A 15,321-nucleotide genomic window follows, 5' to 3' on the forward strand; every position below is an offset into this window, starting at 1 on the left:
TTTAATTTGATTGGCTTTCCAGCATTTCCACATAGTCAATCGCGACACAGAGAGAAATGACTAGGTCTGCATAAGCGTCCTCAAGGACTGTTACGTTATAAGTAGAGGTCAGATGGAAGAGTTCTTTCCTGATTTCCGCGATCAACTGATCGCGATCATCCAGTAGTTTGAAATTCAAATCCCAGATATTGCCCTCGATACGAAGCCCCAGATTATCAAACTCATACTTATCTCGCCAGAAGGTCAACTTCTTACGAATGACAAAACTCGAGCCATCCCGAAGCTGAATCTCAAAACGAGGAAGCAAGGTCAAGATTTCTTTACTGATCCGACTGACCTGTTCACCATTAGCATCATAGATGGTAATGGTTTTAGGAATCTTAAAAAATGATCCCTCTACCTGATAGGCGATTTCTCCCCTGTCATCCTTGATAGCGAAGCGTTCGCCTCCAAGACGAAACTTTTGTTTGACAAGAAATGTTTTCATCAACACCTCCAAAAATCAAAAGACAAGCTCATATCACGAAGGGCGAAAAACCGCGGTACCACCTTCATTCAATGAACTTGTCATTCTCTTATTCTTATGCAATTGTATGATTGAGTAGCATGACTTCCTAGCTTAGATGGCTCGCAGCACCGCCATTTCTCTGGACTAAGACTACTGAAAATCAATTCTCAACTTTCTTATTATAACGTTTTTTTAAGCTTGCGTCAACTGGAAATCATCTCCATTGAATCAGACCAATTCCCTACATCTCCGATTACTTTTTCTGGATATATTTTGTCTTACTGCCATTTTTCTTTTTATCCCAAGTTTTCGAATTGCTAAATATAGCTACTCAAATATTTGCAAATATAAAGAACCCTATCACCAAATGTATGGAATCAGTTGTTAGGTATTGTCGATCCAAACCATCCTTTAGAGAGAATAGTATAACAGTTTGCTGAACAGTCAAGAAGGTTGGCCAGAAACTTTTTTTGAAAAAAGTAGACACTTTCATTATTTGTTACCGCTTTCTGTAATGTTAAACTTAGTATACTACTAGGCAAGCAAATAAGCAACTATCATAGAAAAACATACAATTACAAAAATTGCCTTTTACATAAAAAAAACGAACCAGCTTGACTGATTCGTTTCGTGACTGCTAACTACTACTTCCGATACATTTTAAACTGTAGGAAGAGGTCGCTATATTTTCCTGTCCATTTATGGTCAAATTTCTCATAAACTTCTAAGTGTTTCATGGTTTCAGCATCTGGATAGAAGGCTTTATCTTCTTTTTTCTCCTCTGGGAGTAATTCCTTAGCTGGTAGGTTTGGAGTTGAATAACCGACATACTCCGCATTTTTAAGAGCATTTTCGGGTTTCAACATAAAGTTGATAAAGGCATAGGCGGCATCTTGGTTTTTAACTGTTTTGGGAATGACCATATTGTCAAACCAAAGGTTGCTGGCCTCAGTTGGTACCACATAGCGTAGATTTTCATTTTTTTCTAGCATTTGGCTGGCTTCACCAGAGAAGGTCACGCCGATAGCAGCGTTATTCTGAATCATGTAGCCCTTCATCTCGTCCGCCACAATAGCCTTGATATTTGGAGTCAGTTTGTAGAGTTTGTCTACTGTCTCTTCTAACTGCTGGGTATCCTTGGAGTTGAGGCTGTAGCCGAGCGAATTGAGTCCTAGTCCCAATACCTCACGCGCCCCATCAAAAAGCATGATAGAGTTTTTATACTCTGGCTTCCAGAGATCATCCCAATGCTCAGGTGCTTCCTCTACCATGGTTTCATTGTAGACAATTCCTAAGGTTCCCCAGAAGTAAGGGATAGAGAATTTATTGCCTGGGTCAAAGGACTGGTTGAGGAACTCTGGCCCGATATTTTCAAGACCTTCAAGTTTTGAATAGTCAAGAGGTACCAAGAGGTCTTCGTCCTTCATCTTATTAATCATGTATTCACTAGGAATGGCAATATCGTAGGTCGTTCCACCCTGCTTAATCTTGGTGTACATGGCTTCGTTGGAATCAAAGGTCTCGTACTGTACTTGGATTCCTGTTTCTTCTGTGAATTTCTCCAAGAGTTCTGGATCGATATAGTCACCCCAGTTATAGATAACCAGTTTTTGACTATCTCGGCTATTGATTTTACTGTCTAGATGCGTCGCAATTCCCCATAAGACGAGGATAATCGCTACAATTCCTGCTAAAAATGAATAGAGTTTTTTCATGCTTGCTCCTCCTTCTCACGTGAGATAAAGTAATATCCAACAACTAGGATAATACTAAAGAGAAAGACAAGGGCAGACAGGGCATTGATTTCTAAGGAAATCCCCTTGCGAGCACGAGAGTAAATCTCGACTGATAGGGTTGAAAAGCCATTTCCCGTTACAAAGAAGGTCACGGCAAAGTCATCTAGAGAATAGGTGAAGGCCATGAAATAACCTGCAATGATAGACGGAGTCAGGTAAGGAAGCATAATTTCCTTGAACATCTGAAATTGACTGGCACCAAGGTCATAGGCCGCATGAATCATGTCACCGTTCATTTCCTTGAGTCGAGGCAAGACCATCAAGACCACGATAGGAATGGAGAAGGCTACGTGACTAGATAGAACGGTCAAAAAGCCAAGTGAAAACTTGAGTTGGGTAAAGAGAATCAAGAAGCTGGCACCAATCATAACGTCAGGCGCAACCATGAGGATATTATTGAGTGATAGAAAGGCTTCTTGGTATTTCTTACGAGACTGGTAGATATAAATAGCTCCAAAAGTCCCGATAATGGTCGCTATCAAGGCTGACAGAAAGGCCAAGAAAAAGGTCTGAGTCACAATCAACATGAGACGACCATCGCCAAACATAGTTTTAAAATGGCTCAGGCTGAAGCCTGTAAAGCTATTCATGTCGTTGCCTGCATTAAAGGCATAGCCAATCAGGTAAAAAATGGGCAGGTAGAGGACAAGAAAGACCAGTCCCAGATAAAGGTTGGCAAATTTTTTCATCGTTCTCTCCTTTCCTTGGTCACCCACATGGTGATGAACATGGTCAGGATAAGAATCACACCGATGGTTGATCCCATACCGTAGTTGTCATTAGTCAGGAAGTTCTGCTCAATAGCTGTACCAAGAGTGATAACGCGGTTTCCACCAATCAAACGGGTCAGCATGAAGAGACTCAAACTTGGGATAAAGACCGATTGGACCCCACTTCTCACTCCATTCATCGATAGAGGGAAGATGACATGACGGAAGGTCTCCCACTTGGTCGCACCGAGATCGTAGCTGGCATTGATGAGGTTGTTATCCATATCATCCAAGACATTGAAAATCGGCAAAATCATAAAGGGAAGCTCGATGTAGCTTGCGACAAAGATAAAGGAGAAATCGGTAAAGAGCAACTGCTGCGAACCAATTCCGATAAATTCCAAAAATTGGTTAATAGAGCCATTTTGACCAAAAATCCCGATAAAGGCATAGGCCTTGAGGAGCAGGTTAATCCATGTCGGCAGAATGATTAACATGAGCCAGAGTTGACGGTGCTTGAGACGGGTCAAAAAGAGGGCTGTTGGATAGCTGATAAGGAGGGTCACAAAGGTCACAATTCCTGCATAAAGCACGGAGTTAAAGCTCATTTTGAGGTAGGTCAAGTTTTGTGAAGCAAAGTAAGATTTATAATTTTCTATACTGAACTGGCCTTCGATGTTGAAAAAGGATTGTCCGAAAATCAAGACCAAGGGTGCCAGGACAAAGAGGGCAATCCAAAGCATGTAGGGCACTACAAAGAGTTTAGAGCTTGTTTTCTTCATCTCTTTCCTCCTCGATTGCATTGATCAGACCTGCTTCTTGCTCTTCGATTTCTACGTACTCCTCAATACGAGCATCGAACTCTTCTTCTGTTTCATTGAGACGCATGATGTGGATGTCTTCTGGTTCAAAGTCCAGACCGATTTCCTCACCCACAATGGCCTTACGGGTTGAGTGGATCATCCATTCATTTCCAAGTTCGTCATAGGCGATAATCTCATAGTGCACCCCACGGAAGAGCTGGGTATCCACCTTAACTTGGAGCTTGCCTTCTTCAGGAAGGGTAATCCGCAAGTCCTCTGGACGAATAACGACCTCAACAGGTTCATTTGGCTTCATCCCTCCATCGACCGCTTCGAAGCGTTTGCCGTTAAACTCAACCAAGTAGTCCTCAATCATGGTTCCTGGCAAGATATTTGACTCCCCGATAAAGGTGGCAACAAAGTGGTTAATCGGCTCGTCGTAGATGTCCACAGGTGTTCCTGACTGGACAATCTCACCATCGTTCATAACAAAAATCCAGTCACTCATGGCAAGGGCTTCTTCCTGATCGTGAGTGACAAAGACAAAGGTAATGCCCAATCGTTGTTGTAGTTCACGCAGTTCGTACTGCATATCTGTTCGTAATTTTAAGTCAAGCGCTGACAGAGGCTCGTCCAACAAAACCACACGAGGTTGGTTGATGATGGCACGGGCAATAGCCACACGCTGGCGTTGTCCTCCAGATAGTTTACGAATGGAACGTTTTTCGTAACCTTCCAACTGAACCATCTTGAGAACTTCCGCTACGCGTTTCTCGATTTCTTTCTTATCAATCTTGCGCAAGCGGAGCGGAAAAGCAACATTTTCAAACACATTCATATGTGGAAACAAGGCATAGGATTGGAAGACCGTATGGACGTCACGCTTGTTGGTTGGGATGTCATTGATACGGACACCGTCCAGCAAAATATCTCCTGTCGTCGCATCTAGCAAACCTGCAATGATGTTTAGGATAGTTGATTTCCCTGAACCAGATGCGCCTAGAAGGGTATAGAATTTCCCTTCTTCCAACTCAAAGTTGATATCTTTGAGAACCTTGGTGTTGCTGTCTTCAAAAACTTTAGAGACGTTTTTGAATTCAATAATTGGTTTTTTCAATTGTCATTTATTCCTTCTTTTTCATAGATTAACAGATCAAGGCTCTGTCAGGCCGCTACTAGCTCGTGTAGGAGATTGAACTGCCTACATTTTTCTGCACTGACGATAGGCTTTCACCCCCTTTCCATGACATAGCAGCAGCTTTTTAGCCAAAGCTTCCTACTTGCTTTCACCTAAAATACGGACTTCTCTCTCAAGAGTAACGCCAGAGTGTTCCTTGACTTTTTCGATCACAGACTCAATCAAGTCTTCGTAGTCTTTAGCCGTTCCGTCAGCAACATTGATCATAAAACCTGCGTGCTTTTCAGACACTTCTACGCCACCGATACGATAGCCTTTCAAGCCAGCTTCTGAAATTAATTGACCTGCAAAATGCCCTACTGGACGCTTAAAGACCGAACCACAAGATGGATATTCTAAAGGTTGCTTGAGTTCACGTAGATGCGTCAAGCGATCCATTTCTTGCTTGATAACCTGATGGTTTCCTGGAGCAAGGGAAAATTTAGCTGACAAGACAACTGCACCAGACTCCTGAATGGCTGAATGGCGGTAACCAAAAGCCAAATCTTTTGCAGACAGGGTCTCGATTTCTCCATCCTTGGTCAAGACCTTACAAGACTGCAAGATGTGGGCAATCTCACCACCATAGGCACCTGCATTCATAAAGACAGCACCGCCAACGCTCCCTGGAATGCCACAAGCAAACTCAAAGCCAGTCAAACTATGACGAAGGGCAATGCGAGTTGTTTCAATCAAGTTAGCACCTGCTTCTGCTTCAATAGTATAGCCATCAACAGAAACATTATTGAGCTTGTCACACAAGATGACAAATCCACGAATTCCACCATCACGAACGATGATGTTGCTGGCATTCCCAAGAACCATCCAAGGGATATTTTCTTGATTGGCAAATTTGACAACGCGAGCCAACTCAAAACGATTTCGTGGAAAGACCAAATAATCGGCCTCTCCACCTACTTTTGTATAACTATAGCTATGCAAGGGTTCTTTAAAACGGATATCAATCCCTTCTAAAATTTCAAGCATTTTTTCTTTTACTGACATGACACTCTTCCTTTTACAAAATTCATTCCATTATACCATTTTTAAGACCATTTGACGACCCTAAAAAAATCTTGGGCTTATTTTAAACAAAAAAGAGGTTCCCCCTCTTTTTATGATTTTTTGCAAAAGATTGCCTTTGTTCCATAGGCAACCAGAACAAGTTCAAGTGCTAGGACAACTTCAACCAAGACTGGATTGGTCAACCAGCCAACTTGGGCAAGAGATGGTGCCAGATCAAAGAAGGCATGTAGGCCATAGGCTGCTAGGAGATAAATCCATTTCTTCTGGCGAACAGCTTGGTAAACCCAAACAGTCAAGAGTAATTGGAAACCTAGCGCCAAGATTCTCTCAAAACCAAGCAAATAAATCTGCCAGACTGATAGCGACTGAATAGTTTTCAACATATTTTCAGACAGCAATTGCATAACCTGTGGATTTTGCGTTTGAACTGCTGAGAGAACGATGTAGAGATTAATCAAACTAGTAAGACCTAGGAAAATCAACTCCAAGCCACCATGCCCCAATCCATAAGCCAAGGCATCTGCCTTTTCCAAACTTCTCTTTTTCTCCAACCATTTGAAGAAAATAAGACGAGCAGTTTCCTCAAAAAATGCTGCCATGGCTAGGCCATAGATGATATAGACAAGCGGATGGTCTCGCAAGAGGGCAATACTACCGTCTTTTTGAGGATGTAAAACCAAGATATGCACCAGTTTTTCTAAAATCTGTGAAGAGACAAAGAAGGCAACAGCCCCCAAGCCCAAGACAGCTAGATTAATCTGGTGTTTCTTTTTGGTATACCAAATGCTTCCTATCAAGAAAGCCAGCAACAGCAATATGGTAATGATAATATGAATGGTCATTTTCTTCTCCTATTCCGCCTTTTCAATATCTTTTTTCATCTCGTCAACATTGAACTTAGCAAACAAGTATTGACGATCTTGGACTGGAAAACGTTGGTCCAACTGGTCAACCGCTCCCACCTCGATAATCCCTTCCTTGATGACAAAGTCCATGACATGCCCACCGAAGGTCAAGTCATCTGAGATGAAGTGCAGATGGTAGCCTGCCACACTAACTCCATGGAAAATCTCTGGCGTCCAGAAACCAACGATGGTTCCCACCACATTGTCACGACTATATTCAGGTTGATGGGTTGCGACATCAGCAAACTTGGTCTCTGGTGTCGACTTGGGAATCATACGCACATGCATATGTGAAAATTCCCCACGAATCTTGATAGAGCGGAAAAGATTTTCCCCGTCATAATAAGACTCGATTCGCTCTTCCAATTCCTTGTCTGTCATCTCAAACCGCTGGCGGAAAATAACCTCTGCTTGATGCGGTACTACTGCTGCATAAGGAATGAGAGCATCTGGTGATACTTCTACAATTTCTGGTTGCTCTCCTGATCCTTTGGCCTGATAAGCCTTGCCATCCAAGACAATCAATTCCCCATCAATGGAATCCAAGGTTCCCAAACCAAGGTCACCATGCTCTAGCAATTCTCCTACTGTCATGGTACCACCATAAAGGCCAGCCATCAAGGCTCCAAGGGTATTGTATTGAAATAATTTCACTGGTTCCTGCACGTTCTTATCCATTCACTTTCTTGTCTGTTATTCTATAAATGTTACTCCTAAGTATACCACATTTGCCCCTAGATGTGAACGAGAGAAACACCTTAGACATTGCCAAGAAGAAAAAAAAAAGGTACAATGTAACAAAATCAAGGGAGGTCTGGAATGAAGAAACAAAGCAAGTACCAAGAGGTCGTTTCTTATCTGAAAAATGGTATCGAGTCTGGACGCTTTCCGACGGGTAGCCGCCTGCCTTCTATCCGTCAACTGAGCCTTGACTTTCACTGTAGCAAGGACACCATTCAACGTGCCTTGCTGGAATTACGGCACGAACAATACCTCTATGCCAAGCCCCAGAGTGGCTACTATGTCTTAGAACAAGGGCAACACCAAGACCTAGAAATCGAGGTTACAGACGAACATGCTAGTGCCTATGATGATTTCCGACTCTGTGTCAATGAAACCTTGATTGGCCGGGAAAACTATCTCTTTAACTACTATGACAACCAAGAAGGTTTAGAAGACCTAAGACAGTCTATTCATAAACTCCTCTTTGACCAAGCCCTCTACTGCAAGGCTGATCAACTTGTACTGACTTCTGGAACCCAGCAAGCCTTGTTTATCCTTTCTCAAATATCCTTTCCTAGCCAAGCCAAGGCAATCTTGGTGGAACAGCCGACCTACCATCGGATGAATCGTCTCTTGATTGCTCAAGGTCTGGACTATCAAACGATTGAACGAGGCATTGATGGGATTGACTTGGAGGAACTGGAAGGCCACTTCAAAACAGGAAAAATTAAGTTTTTCTATACCATTCCTCGCTTCCACTATCCTCTGGGGCATTCCTATTCTGAGCAGGACAAACGAGCTATTCTTGACTTAGCTGCCAAGTATGGTGTCTATATCGTAGAGGACGACTATTTGGGGGATTTGGACTCCAAGAAGGGCCAGACCTTCCACTATCTAGATACAGAGGAGCGCGTCATTTATATCAAGTCCTTCTCAACCAGCCTCTTTCCAGCCCTGCGGATTACGGCACTCATTCTGCCAAATGCTATCAAAGAAGCCTTTGTGGCCTACAAAAATATCCTAGACTACGACAGCAACCTCATCATGCAAAAGGCCTTATCACTCTATATTGACAGTCAATTATTTGAGAAAAATCGTCTGGCTCGCTTGTCCAATCAGGAAACTTACCAAAAACAAATCGAGGAAATCTTAACTAAAACACCTTGTCCCCTTCCTCACTTTCCGCTTCATGATGGTTTATTGCTAGACCTCAGACAGTATCCTAAAATCGCCAGCCTAAAACACAGTCAGCTGAAATTGGACTTCTTTGAGGAGGCTTACTTGGATGCCTGCCCTTATCAATTTGCCAAGGTATCCTTAGAAAATCTGGAAAAGGTTTTAAACTATTTAAAAGCAGAATTGGATTGACTTCCAACTCTGCTTTTTTCTTATACTCTTCGAAAATCTCTTCAAACCACGTCAGCGTCGCCTTACCGTACTCAAGTACAGCTTGCGGCTAGCTTCCTAGTTTGCTCTTTGATTTTCATTGAGTATTATTCTTCAACTTCTGTTAAGGTTGCCGCCTTTTCAAGATATTTTTGGTAGGTACCGTCATCCTTGAGTTTTTGGATGACCTTGTCCACCACTTCTTTCAAATCAGCACTATTTTTTCTAAGGGCAACTGCATTAGCTTCGCCGTCCTTCATCTTCAAGCTGACAGTTGCGACAGCTAAGTCTGCATTTTTAGCAGCATAGCTAAGGGCAACAGGCTCATCCATGTGAACAGCATCTACTTTTCCAGCCTGTAATTCATTAACAGCTTCACCCATATTAGCTAGGGAAGTCAATTGAGCTTTTGGCAATTGTTCCTTGACCATCGATTCTGGAACAGTCCCTTTTTGGGCTGCAATATTAGCACTTTCAAGGCTAATTAAATCCTTGTATTTTTCTACATCAGACTTACGAACCAAGAAACTAATCTTGTTTTCATAGTAAGGGATTGAAAAATCAAAGACTTCTTTTCTCTCATCAGTAGCGCTAATTCCTGCGATAGCTAGGTCAGCCTTACCAGTTTGAAGACTGGTCAAGACATTATCAAAACTCATGCTTGAAATTTCCAACTTCACCCCAAGTTCATCAGCGATAGCTTGGGCCATATCAATGTCCGCACCGACTACCTGATTTTTTCCGTCAACTAAGGATTGGAATTCAAAAGGTGCATAGTCAGGACTAGTCGCCACAACTAATTTCCCCTTTTGCTTAATGGCTTCAACAGCTGACTGAGAACCATTAGAATCCGACTGACAAGCTACTAAGAAGAAACTTGCAAGAAAACTACATAAAACAAATATCCATTTTTTTGATTTCATAAATAAACAACCTCTCTGTTAATTTTGTATAATTATAACGCTATCCAAGTTGCTTGTCAAGTGTTTTTTGAATTTTTATCTTAAAAATATTTTTTTCATTCAAAAAAGGAGCTATCAATTGATTTCAAGCTCCTTTTTATACAGAATGAAACTATTTTATAGTTCGACAATCTTACCTGTTTCAAAGTAAACAACCCATTCACAGATATTTTTAGCATAGTCTCCAATGCGTTCCAAGAAGGCAATCACTTGGAAATAATCACGACCTGTAACGATGGCATCTGGATTTTTCTTGATTTCTTCTGTAGCCAAGTCACGAATGCTATCAAAGTAATGGTTGATTTTTTCGTCCATTGCTGCTACTTCATAGGCCTGATCTACTGAACCATTGAGATAGAGTTCAAGGGCTGCTTCAACGAAGTTCTTGACATCACGCCCCATTCTCTTAATTTCTTCTTCAACAGCTGGGATGCGTTGCTCCCCCTTCATACGAATGGCTGCTCTTGCAATGGAAACGGCATGGTCCCCCATACGTTCCAAGTCAGATACGGCTTTTAAGACTGTTAAAACGGTACGCAAGTCTTGAGAAACTGGTTGTTGAAGGGCAATCATTTCAAATGATTTCTTCTCTAATTTCACTTCGTATTCGTTTACTTCTGCATCGTCTTCGATGACTTCCTTGGCCAAATCACGGTCATGCGTAACAAAGGCACGCACTGTCCGATTGATCTGGGATAGCACTTCTTGTCCCATAGCATAGAACTGGTTGTGCAATTTCTCTAAATCTTCCTCAAATTGAGAACGTAACATCATTTATCTCCTTATCCAAATTTTCCTGAAATATAATCTTCTGTTTCCTTGTGTTGTGGGTTGAGGAACATCTTCTTGGTATCGTTAAACTCGATCAGATCTCCATCTAGGAAAAATCCTGTCTTGTCAGAAATACGAGAGGCTTGTTGCATGGAACGCGTAACCAAGAGCATGGTGTATTTATCTTTTAGACCATACAAGGTTTCCTCAATCTTACCAGCCGAGATAGGATCCAAGGCTGAAGTCGGTTCATCCAAAAGAATGATTTTAGGACTGGTTGCCAAGACACGGGCAACACAGACACGTTGTTGTTGTCCACCTGAAAGCCCGATAGCTGAATCATGCAGGCGATCCTTGACCTCATCCCAGATGGAAGCTCGTTGCAAGGCTTTTTCTACTGCTTCATCCAGAACCTGCTTGTCCTTAACTCCATTGATACGAAGCCCATAAACAACATTTTCGTAAATAGACATAGGGAAGGGGTTTGGTTGTTGGAAAACCATACCAATTTCCTTCCGCAATTCAACTGTATCTGTACGTGGGCTGTAAATATTGTGACCGTTGTATACCACTGAACCAGTTGTGGTCACCTCTGGATTGAGATCTCCCATGCGGTTGATAGCCTTGAGGAGGGTTGACTTCCCTGATCCAGATGGACCAATCAAGGCTGTAATTTCCTTAGGTTGGAAAGATAGGGAAACACTATTCAAGGCCTTCTTTTGATTGTAGTAAACGGACAGGTCAGAAACCTGTAAAATCGCTTCTGTCATACTGTTTCCTTTCTATCCAAAGTGTCCTGTTACGTAGTCATTGGTCGACTGTAATTTGGCATTTTGGAAAATATTAGAGGTCTTATCGTACTCGATCAAGTCACCCAAGTAGAAAAATCCTGTGTAGTCACTAGCACGCGCAGCCTGCTGCATACTGTGGGTCACGATGATGATGGTAAAGTCCTTCTTCAATTCCAGCATGGTTTCTTCCAGCTGAGCTGTCGCAATCGGATCCAAAGCTGACGCTGGTTCATCCATCAAGAGGATATCTGGTTTAACAGAGATAGCACGAGCGATACAGAGGCGTTGCTGCTGACCACCTGATAGGGTCAAGGCTGACTTGTGCAAATCGTCTTTGACCTGATCCCAGAGGGCAGCCTGACGAAGAGAGGTTTCCACAATTTCATCCAAGACTTGCTTGTCCTTAACTCCTGCACGTTCATGGGCAAAAGTGATGTTACGGTAGATAGACTTGGCAAAGGGATTTGGTCGTTGGAAGACCATTCCAATGTGCTTACGCATCTCATAGACATTGATTTCTGGACGGTTGACATCAATCCCTTGATAGAGGATTTGACCTGTTACCTTGGCAATATCAATGGTATCATTCATCCGATTGAGACTGCGGAGGTAGGTTGATTTCCCTGAACCAGAAGGGCCAATTAAGGCAGTAATTTTATTTTTTTCAAATTGCATATCGATGCCCTTGATGGATTCTTTTTTACCGTAGTAAACATGTAAATCCTTAGTAGAGAGGGCCACTTTCTCTTCAGGAAAGGTGATGATATGCTTTTCATCCCAATTATATTTTGACATGGCTTCTCCTTTAGGCAGCGGTTAATTTCTTATGTAGGTAGCTTCCGAGTTTGCGAGCTCCAAAGTTAAAGATGAGGATAAAGATGAGGAGCACGGCCGCAGAACCTGCTGATACGATGGTTCCATCTGGAATAGTACCTTCACTATTGACTTTCCAGATGTGGACAGCCAAGGTTTCTGCTTGACGGAAGATAGAGATTGGGCTAGTCACACTGAGAATATTCCAGTTAGACCAGTCTAGGGCTGGAGCGGATTGTCCTGCTGTATAGATGAGAGCAGCCGCCTCACCAAAAATACGACCAGAAGCTAAGACGACCCCAGTCACAATACCTGGAAGGGCTTCTGGAATGACGACATGAACCACAGTCTCCCAACGAGAAATTCCAAGAGCCAGACCAGCCTCACGTTGCGTATGGTGAACATGTTTCAAACTGTCCTCAACATTACGAGTCATCTGAGGCAGGTTAAAAACTGTCAAGGCCAAGGCACCTGAAATGATTGAAAATCCATACTCAAACTGGACTACAAAGATCAAGTAACCAAAGAGACCTACAACCACGGATGGCAGTGAAGACAAGATTTCAATACAGGTTCTGACAAAGTTGGTCACAGGACCTTTTTTGGCGTATTCAGCTAGGAAAATCCCAGCTCCCATAGACAAAGGCACAGAGATAATCAAGGTAATGACCAAAAGGAAGAAGGAATTATAAAGCTGAATTCCAATCCCTCCACCTGCTTGGTAAGAAGATGATTTGCCAGTCAAGAAAGACCAAGAGATGTGGGGCAAACCACGAACCAAGATATAGAGAATCAAGGATGCCAAGATGGCAACAATAATTCCTGCAATCGAGTAGAGGACAGCTGTTGCAATTTTATCTAATTTCTTAGCGTGCATAGTTTTTCTTTCCTCTTTCTTTCGTAATCAATTTAATCACACTGTTGAAGGCCAAACTCATCAAAAGCAAGACTAAGGCTAGTGACCAGAGAACGTTATTGTCAACAGTTCCCATAACGGTATTTCCGATACCCATGGTCAAAACAGAGGTCAAGGTCGCAGCAGGCGTTGTCAATGAAGTTGGGACTACGGCTGAGTTTCCGACCACCATCTGAATGGCCAAGGCCTCACCAAAGGCACGTGCCATCCCAAAGACCACTGCTGTGAAAATCCCTGAACGCGCCGCCTTCAAGGTCACACGCCAGATGGTTTGCCAGCGAGTGGCTCCCATAGCCAAACTAGCTTCGCGGTAGTGACGAGGCACCGCACGCAAGCTATCTGTTGTCATAAAGGTTACCGTCGGTAAAATCATGACAAAGAGTACGAAAATCCCTGACAGAATCCCAAAACCAGTTCCACCAAAGACACTACGTACAAAGGGAACTACGACCTGCAAACCGATAAATCCATACACAACGGAAGGGATACCGACTAGCAATTCAATGGCTGGTTGCAAGATTCTAGCACCTTTTGGTGAGACTTCGGTCATAAAAACTGCCGCACCAATGGCAAAAGGAGTTGCGATAAGGGCTGATAGGATTGTGACAATAAAGGAACCCAAAATCATGGGAAGGGCACCAAATTGTTTACCTGAAGGATTCCAAGTTTGTCCAAATAGGAAATCAAAGATATTAACCCCATTGACAAAGAAGGTCGACAAACCTTTTTGGGCTACGAAAATCAAAATCATGGCCACAATGATAACAATCAAAGACAGACAGGCAAAGGTCAAGCCTTTTCCTAATTTCTCTAGACGAGAGTTCTTTGAGGGAGAAAGTAATTTTTTAGCTAATTCTTCTTGATTCATTAGTGACTCCCTTCTAGTGCTGTCACTATTCCTACAGCATCTTTTTCAACCTTCATTTCCTTAACAGAAATATAGCCCATTCCCTTAACGATTCCGCTTTGCGCTTCATCTGAGAGGACAAAGTTGAGAAACTCTGCCACCAATTCATTTGGCTGACCTAGAGTATACATGTGTTCATAAGACCACAAAGGCCAGTTATTGGTTGTAACATTTTCTGCAATCGGCTCATAGCCATTCAATTTCATGCGTTTCACCGAGTCATCCACATAGGCAAAGGCTAGATAAGAAATGGCTCCTGGTGTCTGGGAAACAATGTTTTTGACCATCCCATTTGAATCCTGTTCTTGACTCTGCACGGCCGATTGACCATCCATGATAACACTATCAAAGGTTGCACGCGAACCTGAACTTGCCGCGCGGTTAATAATAGAAATGGCTAGGTCTTTCCCACCGACTTCTTTCCAGTTGGTCACTTGACCTGTGAAGATGCTACGGAGTTGTTCAGTTGTCAGATTTTCAACATCAACTTCCTTATTTACAATGACTGCCAAGCCCGCTACAGCAACCTTGTGATCCACTAGAGCGGATGCGTTGATACCGTCTTTTTCCTCAGCAAATACGTCTGAATTTCCTACATCAACAGCTCCAGATTGAACCTGAGACAGACCTGTACCAGATCCTCCACCTTGGACGTTGACTGTTTTTCCAACGTGCATAGAACCAAATTCATCTGCTGCAGCTTCGACCAAAGGTTGAAGAGCCGTTGAGCCAACAGCTGTCATGGATTCTCCACGATCAATCCAGCTAGCACATCCCGCCAAAGAACCTGCTAGCAAAAGAGCCGCAAGGGATAGAGCGAGTTTTTTCCTTTTTTTCACTGTTTTTCTCCTTGAAAATAATGGTGAATGCTGTGAATTTTTTCAACTATTTATTTATGTTTTTCTTTTTTAAAATTGGGAGCCAACTAAAGTTCTTATACTCAATGAAAATCAAAGAGCAAACTAGGAAACTAGCCGCAGGCTGTACTTGAGTACGGCAAGGCGATGTTGACGCGGTTTGAATTTGATTTTCGAAGAGTATTAGCTTGGTTTAACTAGAAATTTGCTTAGTTACCATCTCCACCAATTTTGACTTAAAATGAAAGACAATTTGAAAAAAATCCATAC

The 15,321-nt window shown here is 42.6% G+C and carries 16 protein-coding genes and 1 pseudogene; 1 reads left to right on the top strand and 16 read right to left on the bottom strand.

Annotated elements, in window-relative coordinates:
* Position 1: 1 nt before the first annotated feature.
* From CBI42_RS05045 to budA, 9 genes and pseudogenes are all read right to left on the bottom strand, one after another.
* Positions 2-487 carry an LURP-one-related/scramblase family protein gene (locus CBI42_RS05045; RefSeq protein ID WP_020901514.1) on the bottom strand — a complete coding sequence of 162 codons (486 nt, stop codon included), beginning with the start codon at positions 485-487 and terminating at the stop codon, positions 2-4.
* Between the two features lie 274 nt (positions 488-761).
* A pseudogene (locus tag CBI42_RS05050) lies at positions 762-1,001 on the bottom strand (hypothetical protein).
* Between the two features lie 151 nt (positions 1,002-1,152).
* Positions 1,153-2,223, bottom strand: coding sequence for an ABC transporter substrate-binding protein (locus tag CBI42_RS05055; protein WP_061590278.1), 1,071 nt, complete (start codon positions 2,221-2,223; stop codon positions 1,153-1,155).
* Positions 2,220-2,993: an ABC transporter permease gene (locus CBI42_RS05060; protein WP_000712740.1), complete on the bottom strand. Its 774-nt coding sequence runs from the start codon at positions 2,991-2,993 to the stop codon at positions 2,220-2,222. Before CBI42_RS05060 ends, CBI42_RS05055 begins: the two co-directional genes overlap by 4 nt.
* Entirely contained in the window at positions 2,990-3,796 is an 807-nt protein-coding gene (locus CBI42_RS05065; RefSeq protein ID WP_004258194.1) for an ABC transporter permease, read from the bottom strand. Before CBI42_RS05065 ends, CBI42_RS05060 begins: the two co-directional genes overlap by 4 nt.
* Positions 3,777-4,934: an ABC transporter ATP-binding protein gene (locus CBI42_RS05070; protein WP_000742895.1), complete on the bottom strand. Its 1,158-nt coding sequence runs from the start codon at positions 4,932-4,934 to the stop codon at positions 3,777-3,779. The genes CBI42_RS05065 and CBI42_RS05070 overlap by 20 nt, the downstream gene beginning before the upstream one ends.
* 159 nt (positions 4,935-5,093) lie before the next feature.
* Positions 5,094-5,999, bottom strand: coding sequence for a UDP-N-acetylmuramate dehydrogenase (gene murB / locus CBI42_RS05075; protein ID WP_084925818.1), 906 nt, complete (start codon positions 5,997-5,999; stop codon positions 5,094-5,096).
* 110 nt (positions 6,000-6,109) lie between these two features.
* On the bottom strand, positions 6,110-6,862 hold the full coding sequence (locus CBI42_RS05080; RefSeq protein WP_094753407.1) for a YhfC family intramembrane metalloprotease: 753 nt from the start codon (positions 6,860-6,862) through the stop codon (positions 6,110-6,112).
* Between the two features lie 9 nt (positions 6,863-6,871).
* Complete coding sequence (budA, locus tag CBI42_RS05085) at positions 6,872-7,603, bottom strand: acetolactate decarboxylase (RefSeq protein WP_094753408.1); 732 nt, start codon at positions 7,601-7,603, stop codon at positions 6,872-6,874.
* Between the two features lie 141 nt (positions 7,604-7,744).
* Between budA and CBI42_RS05090 the strand changes: the two genes are divergently transcribed.
* The gene (locus tag CBI42_RS05090; protein WP_094753409.1) at positions 7,745-9,016 is read left to right on the top strand and encodes an aminotransferase-like domain-containing protein; all 1,272 of its coding nucleotides are present in this window, start codon (positions 7,745-7,747) and stop codon (positions 9,014-9,016) included.
* 125 nt (positions 9,017-9,141) lie between these two features.
* On the opposite strand, the gene CBI42_RS05100 is transcribed toward CBI42_RS05090, so the two are convergent.
* The 7 genes from CBI42_RS05100 to CBI42_RS05130 form a co-directional block, all read right to left on the bottom strand.
* Entirely contained in the window at positions 9,142-9,957 is an 816-nt protein-coding gene (locus tag CBI42_RS05100; RefSeq protein ID WP_094753410.1) for an ABC transporter substrate-binding protein, read from the bottom strand.
* 156 nt (positions 9,958-10,113) lie between these two features.
* Entirely contained in the window at positions 10,114-10,767 is a 654-nt protein-coding gene (phoU, locus tag CBI42_RS05105; RefSeq protein ID WP_000946460.1) for a phosphate signaling complex protein PhoU, read from the bottom strand.
* A gap of 11 nt (positions 10,768-10,778) precedes the next feature.
* Positions 10,779-11,537, bottom strand: a complete 759-nt coding sequence (gene pstB / locus CBI42_RS05110) for a phosphate ABC transporter ATP-binding protein PstB (RefSeq protein WP_000133484.1) — start codon at positions 11,535-11,537, stop codon at positions 10,779-10,781.
* A 12-nt stretch (positions 11,538-11,549) separates the two neighbouring features.
* Complete coding sequence (gene pstB, locus CBI42_RS05115; RefSeq protein ID WP_020900241.1) at positions 11,550-12,353, bottom strand: phosphate ABC transporter ATP-binding protein PstB; 804 nt, start codon at positions 12,351-12,353, stop codon at positions 11,550-11,552.
* A 10-nt stretch (positions 12,354-12,363) separates the two neighbouring features.
* Entirely contained in the window at positions 12,364-13,248 is an 885-nt protein-coding gene (pstA, locus tag CBI42_RS05120) for a phosphate ABC transporter permease PstA (protein ID WP_000543046.1), read from the bottom strand.
* On the bottom strand, positions 13,238-14,155 hold the full coding sequence (gene pstC / locus CBI42_RS05125) for a phosphate ABC transporter permease subunit PstC (RefSeq protein WP_001070903.1): 918 nt from the start codon (positions 14,153-14,155) through the stop codon (positions 13,238-13,240). The genes pstA and pstC overlap by 11 nt, the downstream gene beginning before the upstream one ends.
* Complete coding sequence (locus CBI42_RS05130; protein ID WP_094753411.1) at positions 14,155-15,033, bottom strand: phosphate ABC transporter substrate-binding protein PstS family protein; 879 nt, start codon at positions 15,031-15,033, stop codon at positions 14,155-14,157. The genes pstC and CBI42_RS05130 overlap by 1 nt, the downstream gene beginning before the upstream one ends.
* Between the last annotated feature and the right edge of the window lie 288 nt (positions 15,034-15,321).

This window comes from Streptococcus sp. KR, from assembly GCF_002238115.1.
Lineage (GTDB): Bacteria > Bacillota > Bacilli > Lactobacillales > Streptococcaceae > Streptococcus.

Excerpts from the sequence above, each read along its gene's own strand:
- CBI42_RS05045 (WP_020901514.1), bottom strand. The coding sequence starts at position 487 with ATGAAAACATTTCTTGTCAAACAAAAGTTTCGTCTTGGAGGCGAACGC.
- CBI42_RS05055 (WP_061590278.1), bottom strand. The coding sequence starts at position 2,223 with ATGAAAAAACTCTATTCATTTTTAGCAGGAATTGTAGCGATTATCCTC.
- CBI42_RS05060 (WP_000712740.1), bottom strand. The coding sequence starts at position 2,993 with ATGAAAAAATTTGCCAACCTTTATCTGGGACTGGTCTTTCTTGTCCTC.
- CBI42_RS05065 (WP_004258194.1), bottom strand. The coding sequence starts at position 3,796 with ATGAAGAAAACAAGCTCTAAACTCTTTGTAGTGCCCTACATGCTTTGG.
- murB (WP_084925818.1), bottom strand. The coding sequence starts at position 5,999 with ATGTCAGTAAAAGAAAAAATGCTTGAAATTTTAGAAGGGATTGATATC.
- CBI42_RS05080 (WP_094753407.1), bottom strand. The coding sequence starts at position 6,862 with ATGACCATTCATATTATCATTACCATATTGCTGTTGCTGGCTTTCTTG.
- budA (WP_094753408.1), bottom strand. The coding sequence starts at position 7,603 with ATGGATAAGAACGTGCAGGAACCAGTGAAATTATTTCAATACAATACC.
- CBI42_RS05090 (WP_094753409.1), top strand. The coding sequence starts at position 7,745 with ATGAAGAAACAAAGCAAGTACCAAGAGGTCGTTTCTTATCTGAAAAAT.
- CBI42_RS05100 (WP_094753410.1), bottom strand. The coding sequence starts at position 9,957 with ATGAAATCAAAAAAATGGATATTTGTTTTATGTAGTTTTCTTGCAAGT.
- phoU (WP_000946460.1), bottom strand. The coding sequence starts at position 10,767 with ATGTTACGTTCTCAATTTGAGGAAGATTTAGAGAAATTGCACAACCAG.
- pstB (WP_000133484.1), bottom strand. The coding sequence starts at position 11,537 with ATGACAGAAGCGATTTTACAGGTTTCTGACCTGTCCGTTTACTACAAT.
- pstB (WP_020900241.1), bottom strand. The coding sequence starts at position 12,353 with ATGTCAAAATATAATTGGGATGAAAAGCATATCATCACCTTTCCTGAA.
- pstA (WP_000543046.1), bottom strand. The coding sequence starts at position 13,248 with ATGCACGCTAAGAAATTAGATAAAATTGCAACAGCTGTCCTCTACTCG.
- pstC (WP_001070903.1), bottom strand. The coding sequence starts at position 14,155 with ATGAATCAAGAAGAATTAGCTAAAAAATTACTTTCTCCCTCAAAGAAC.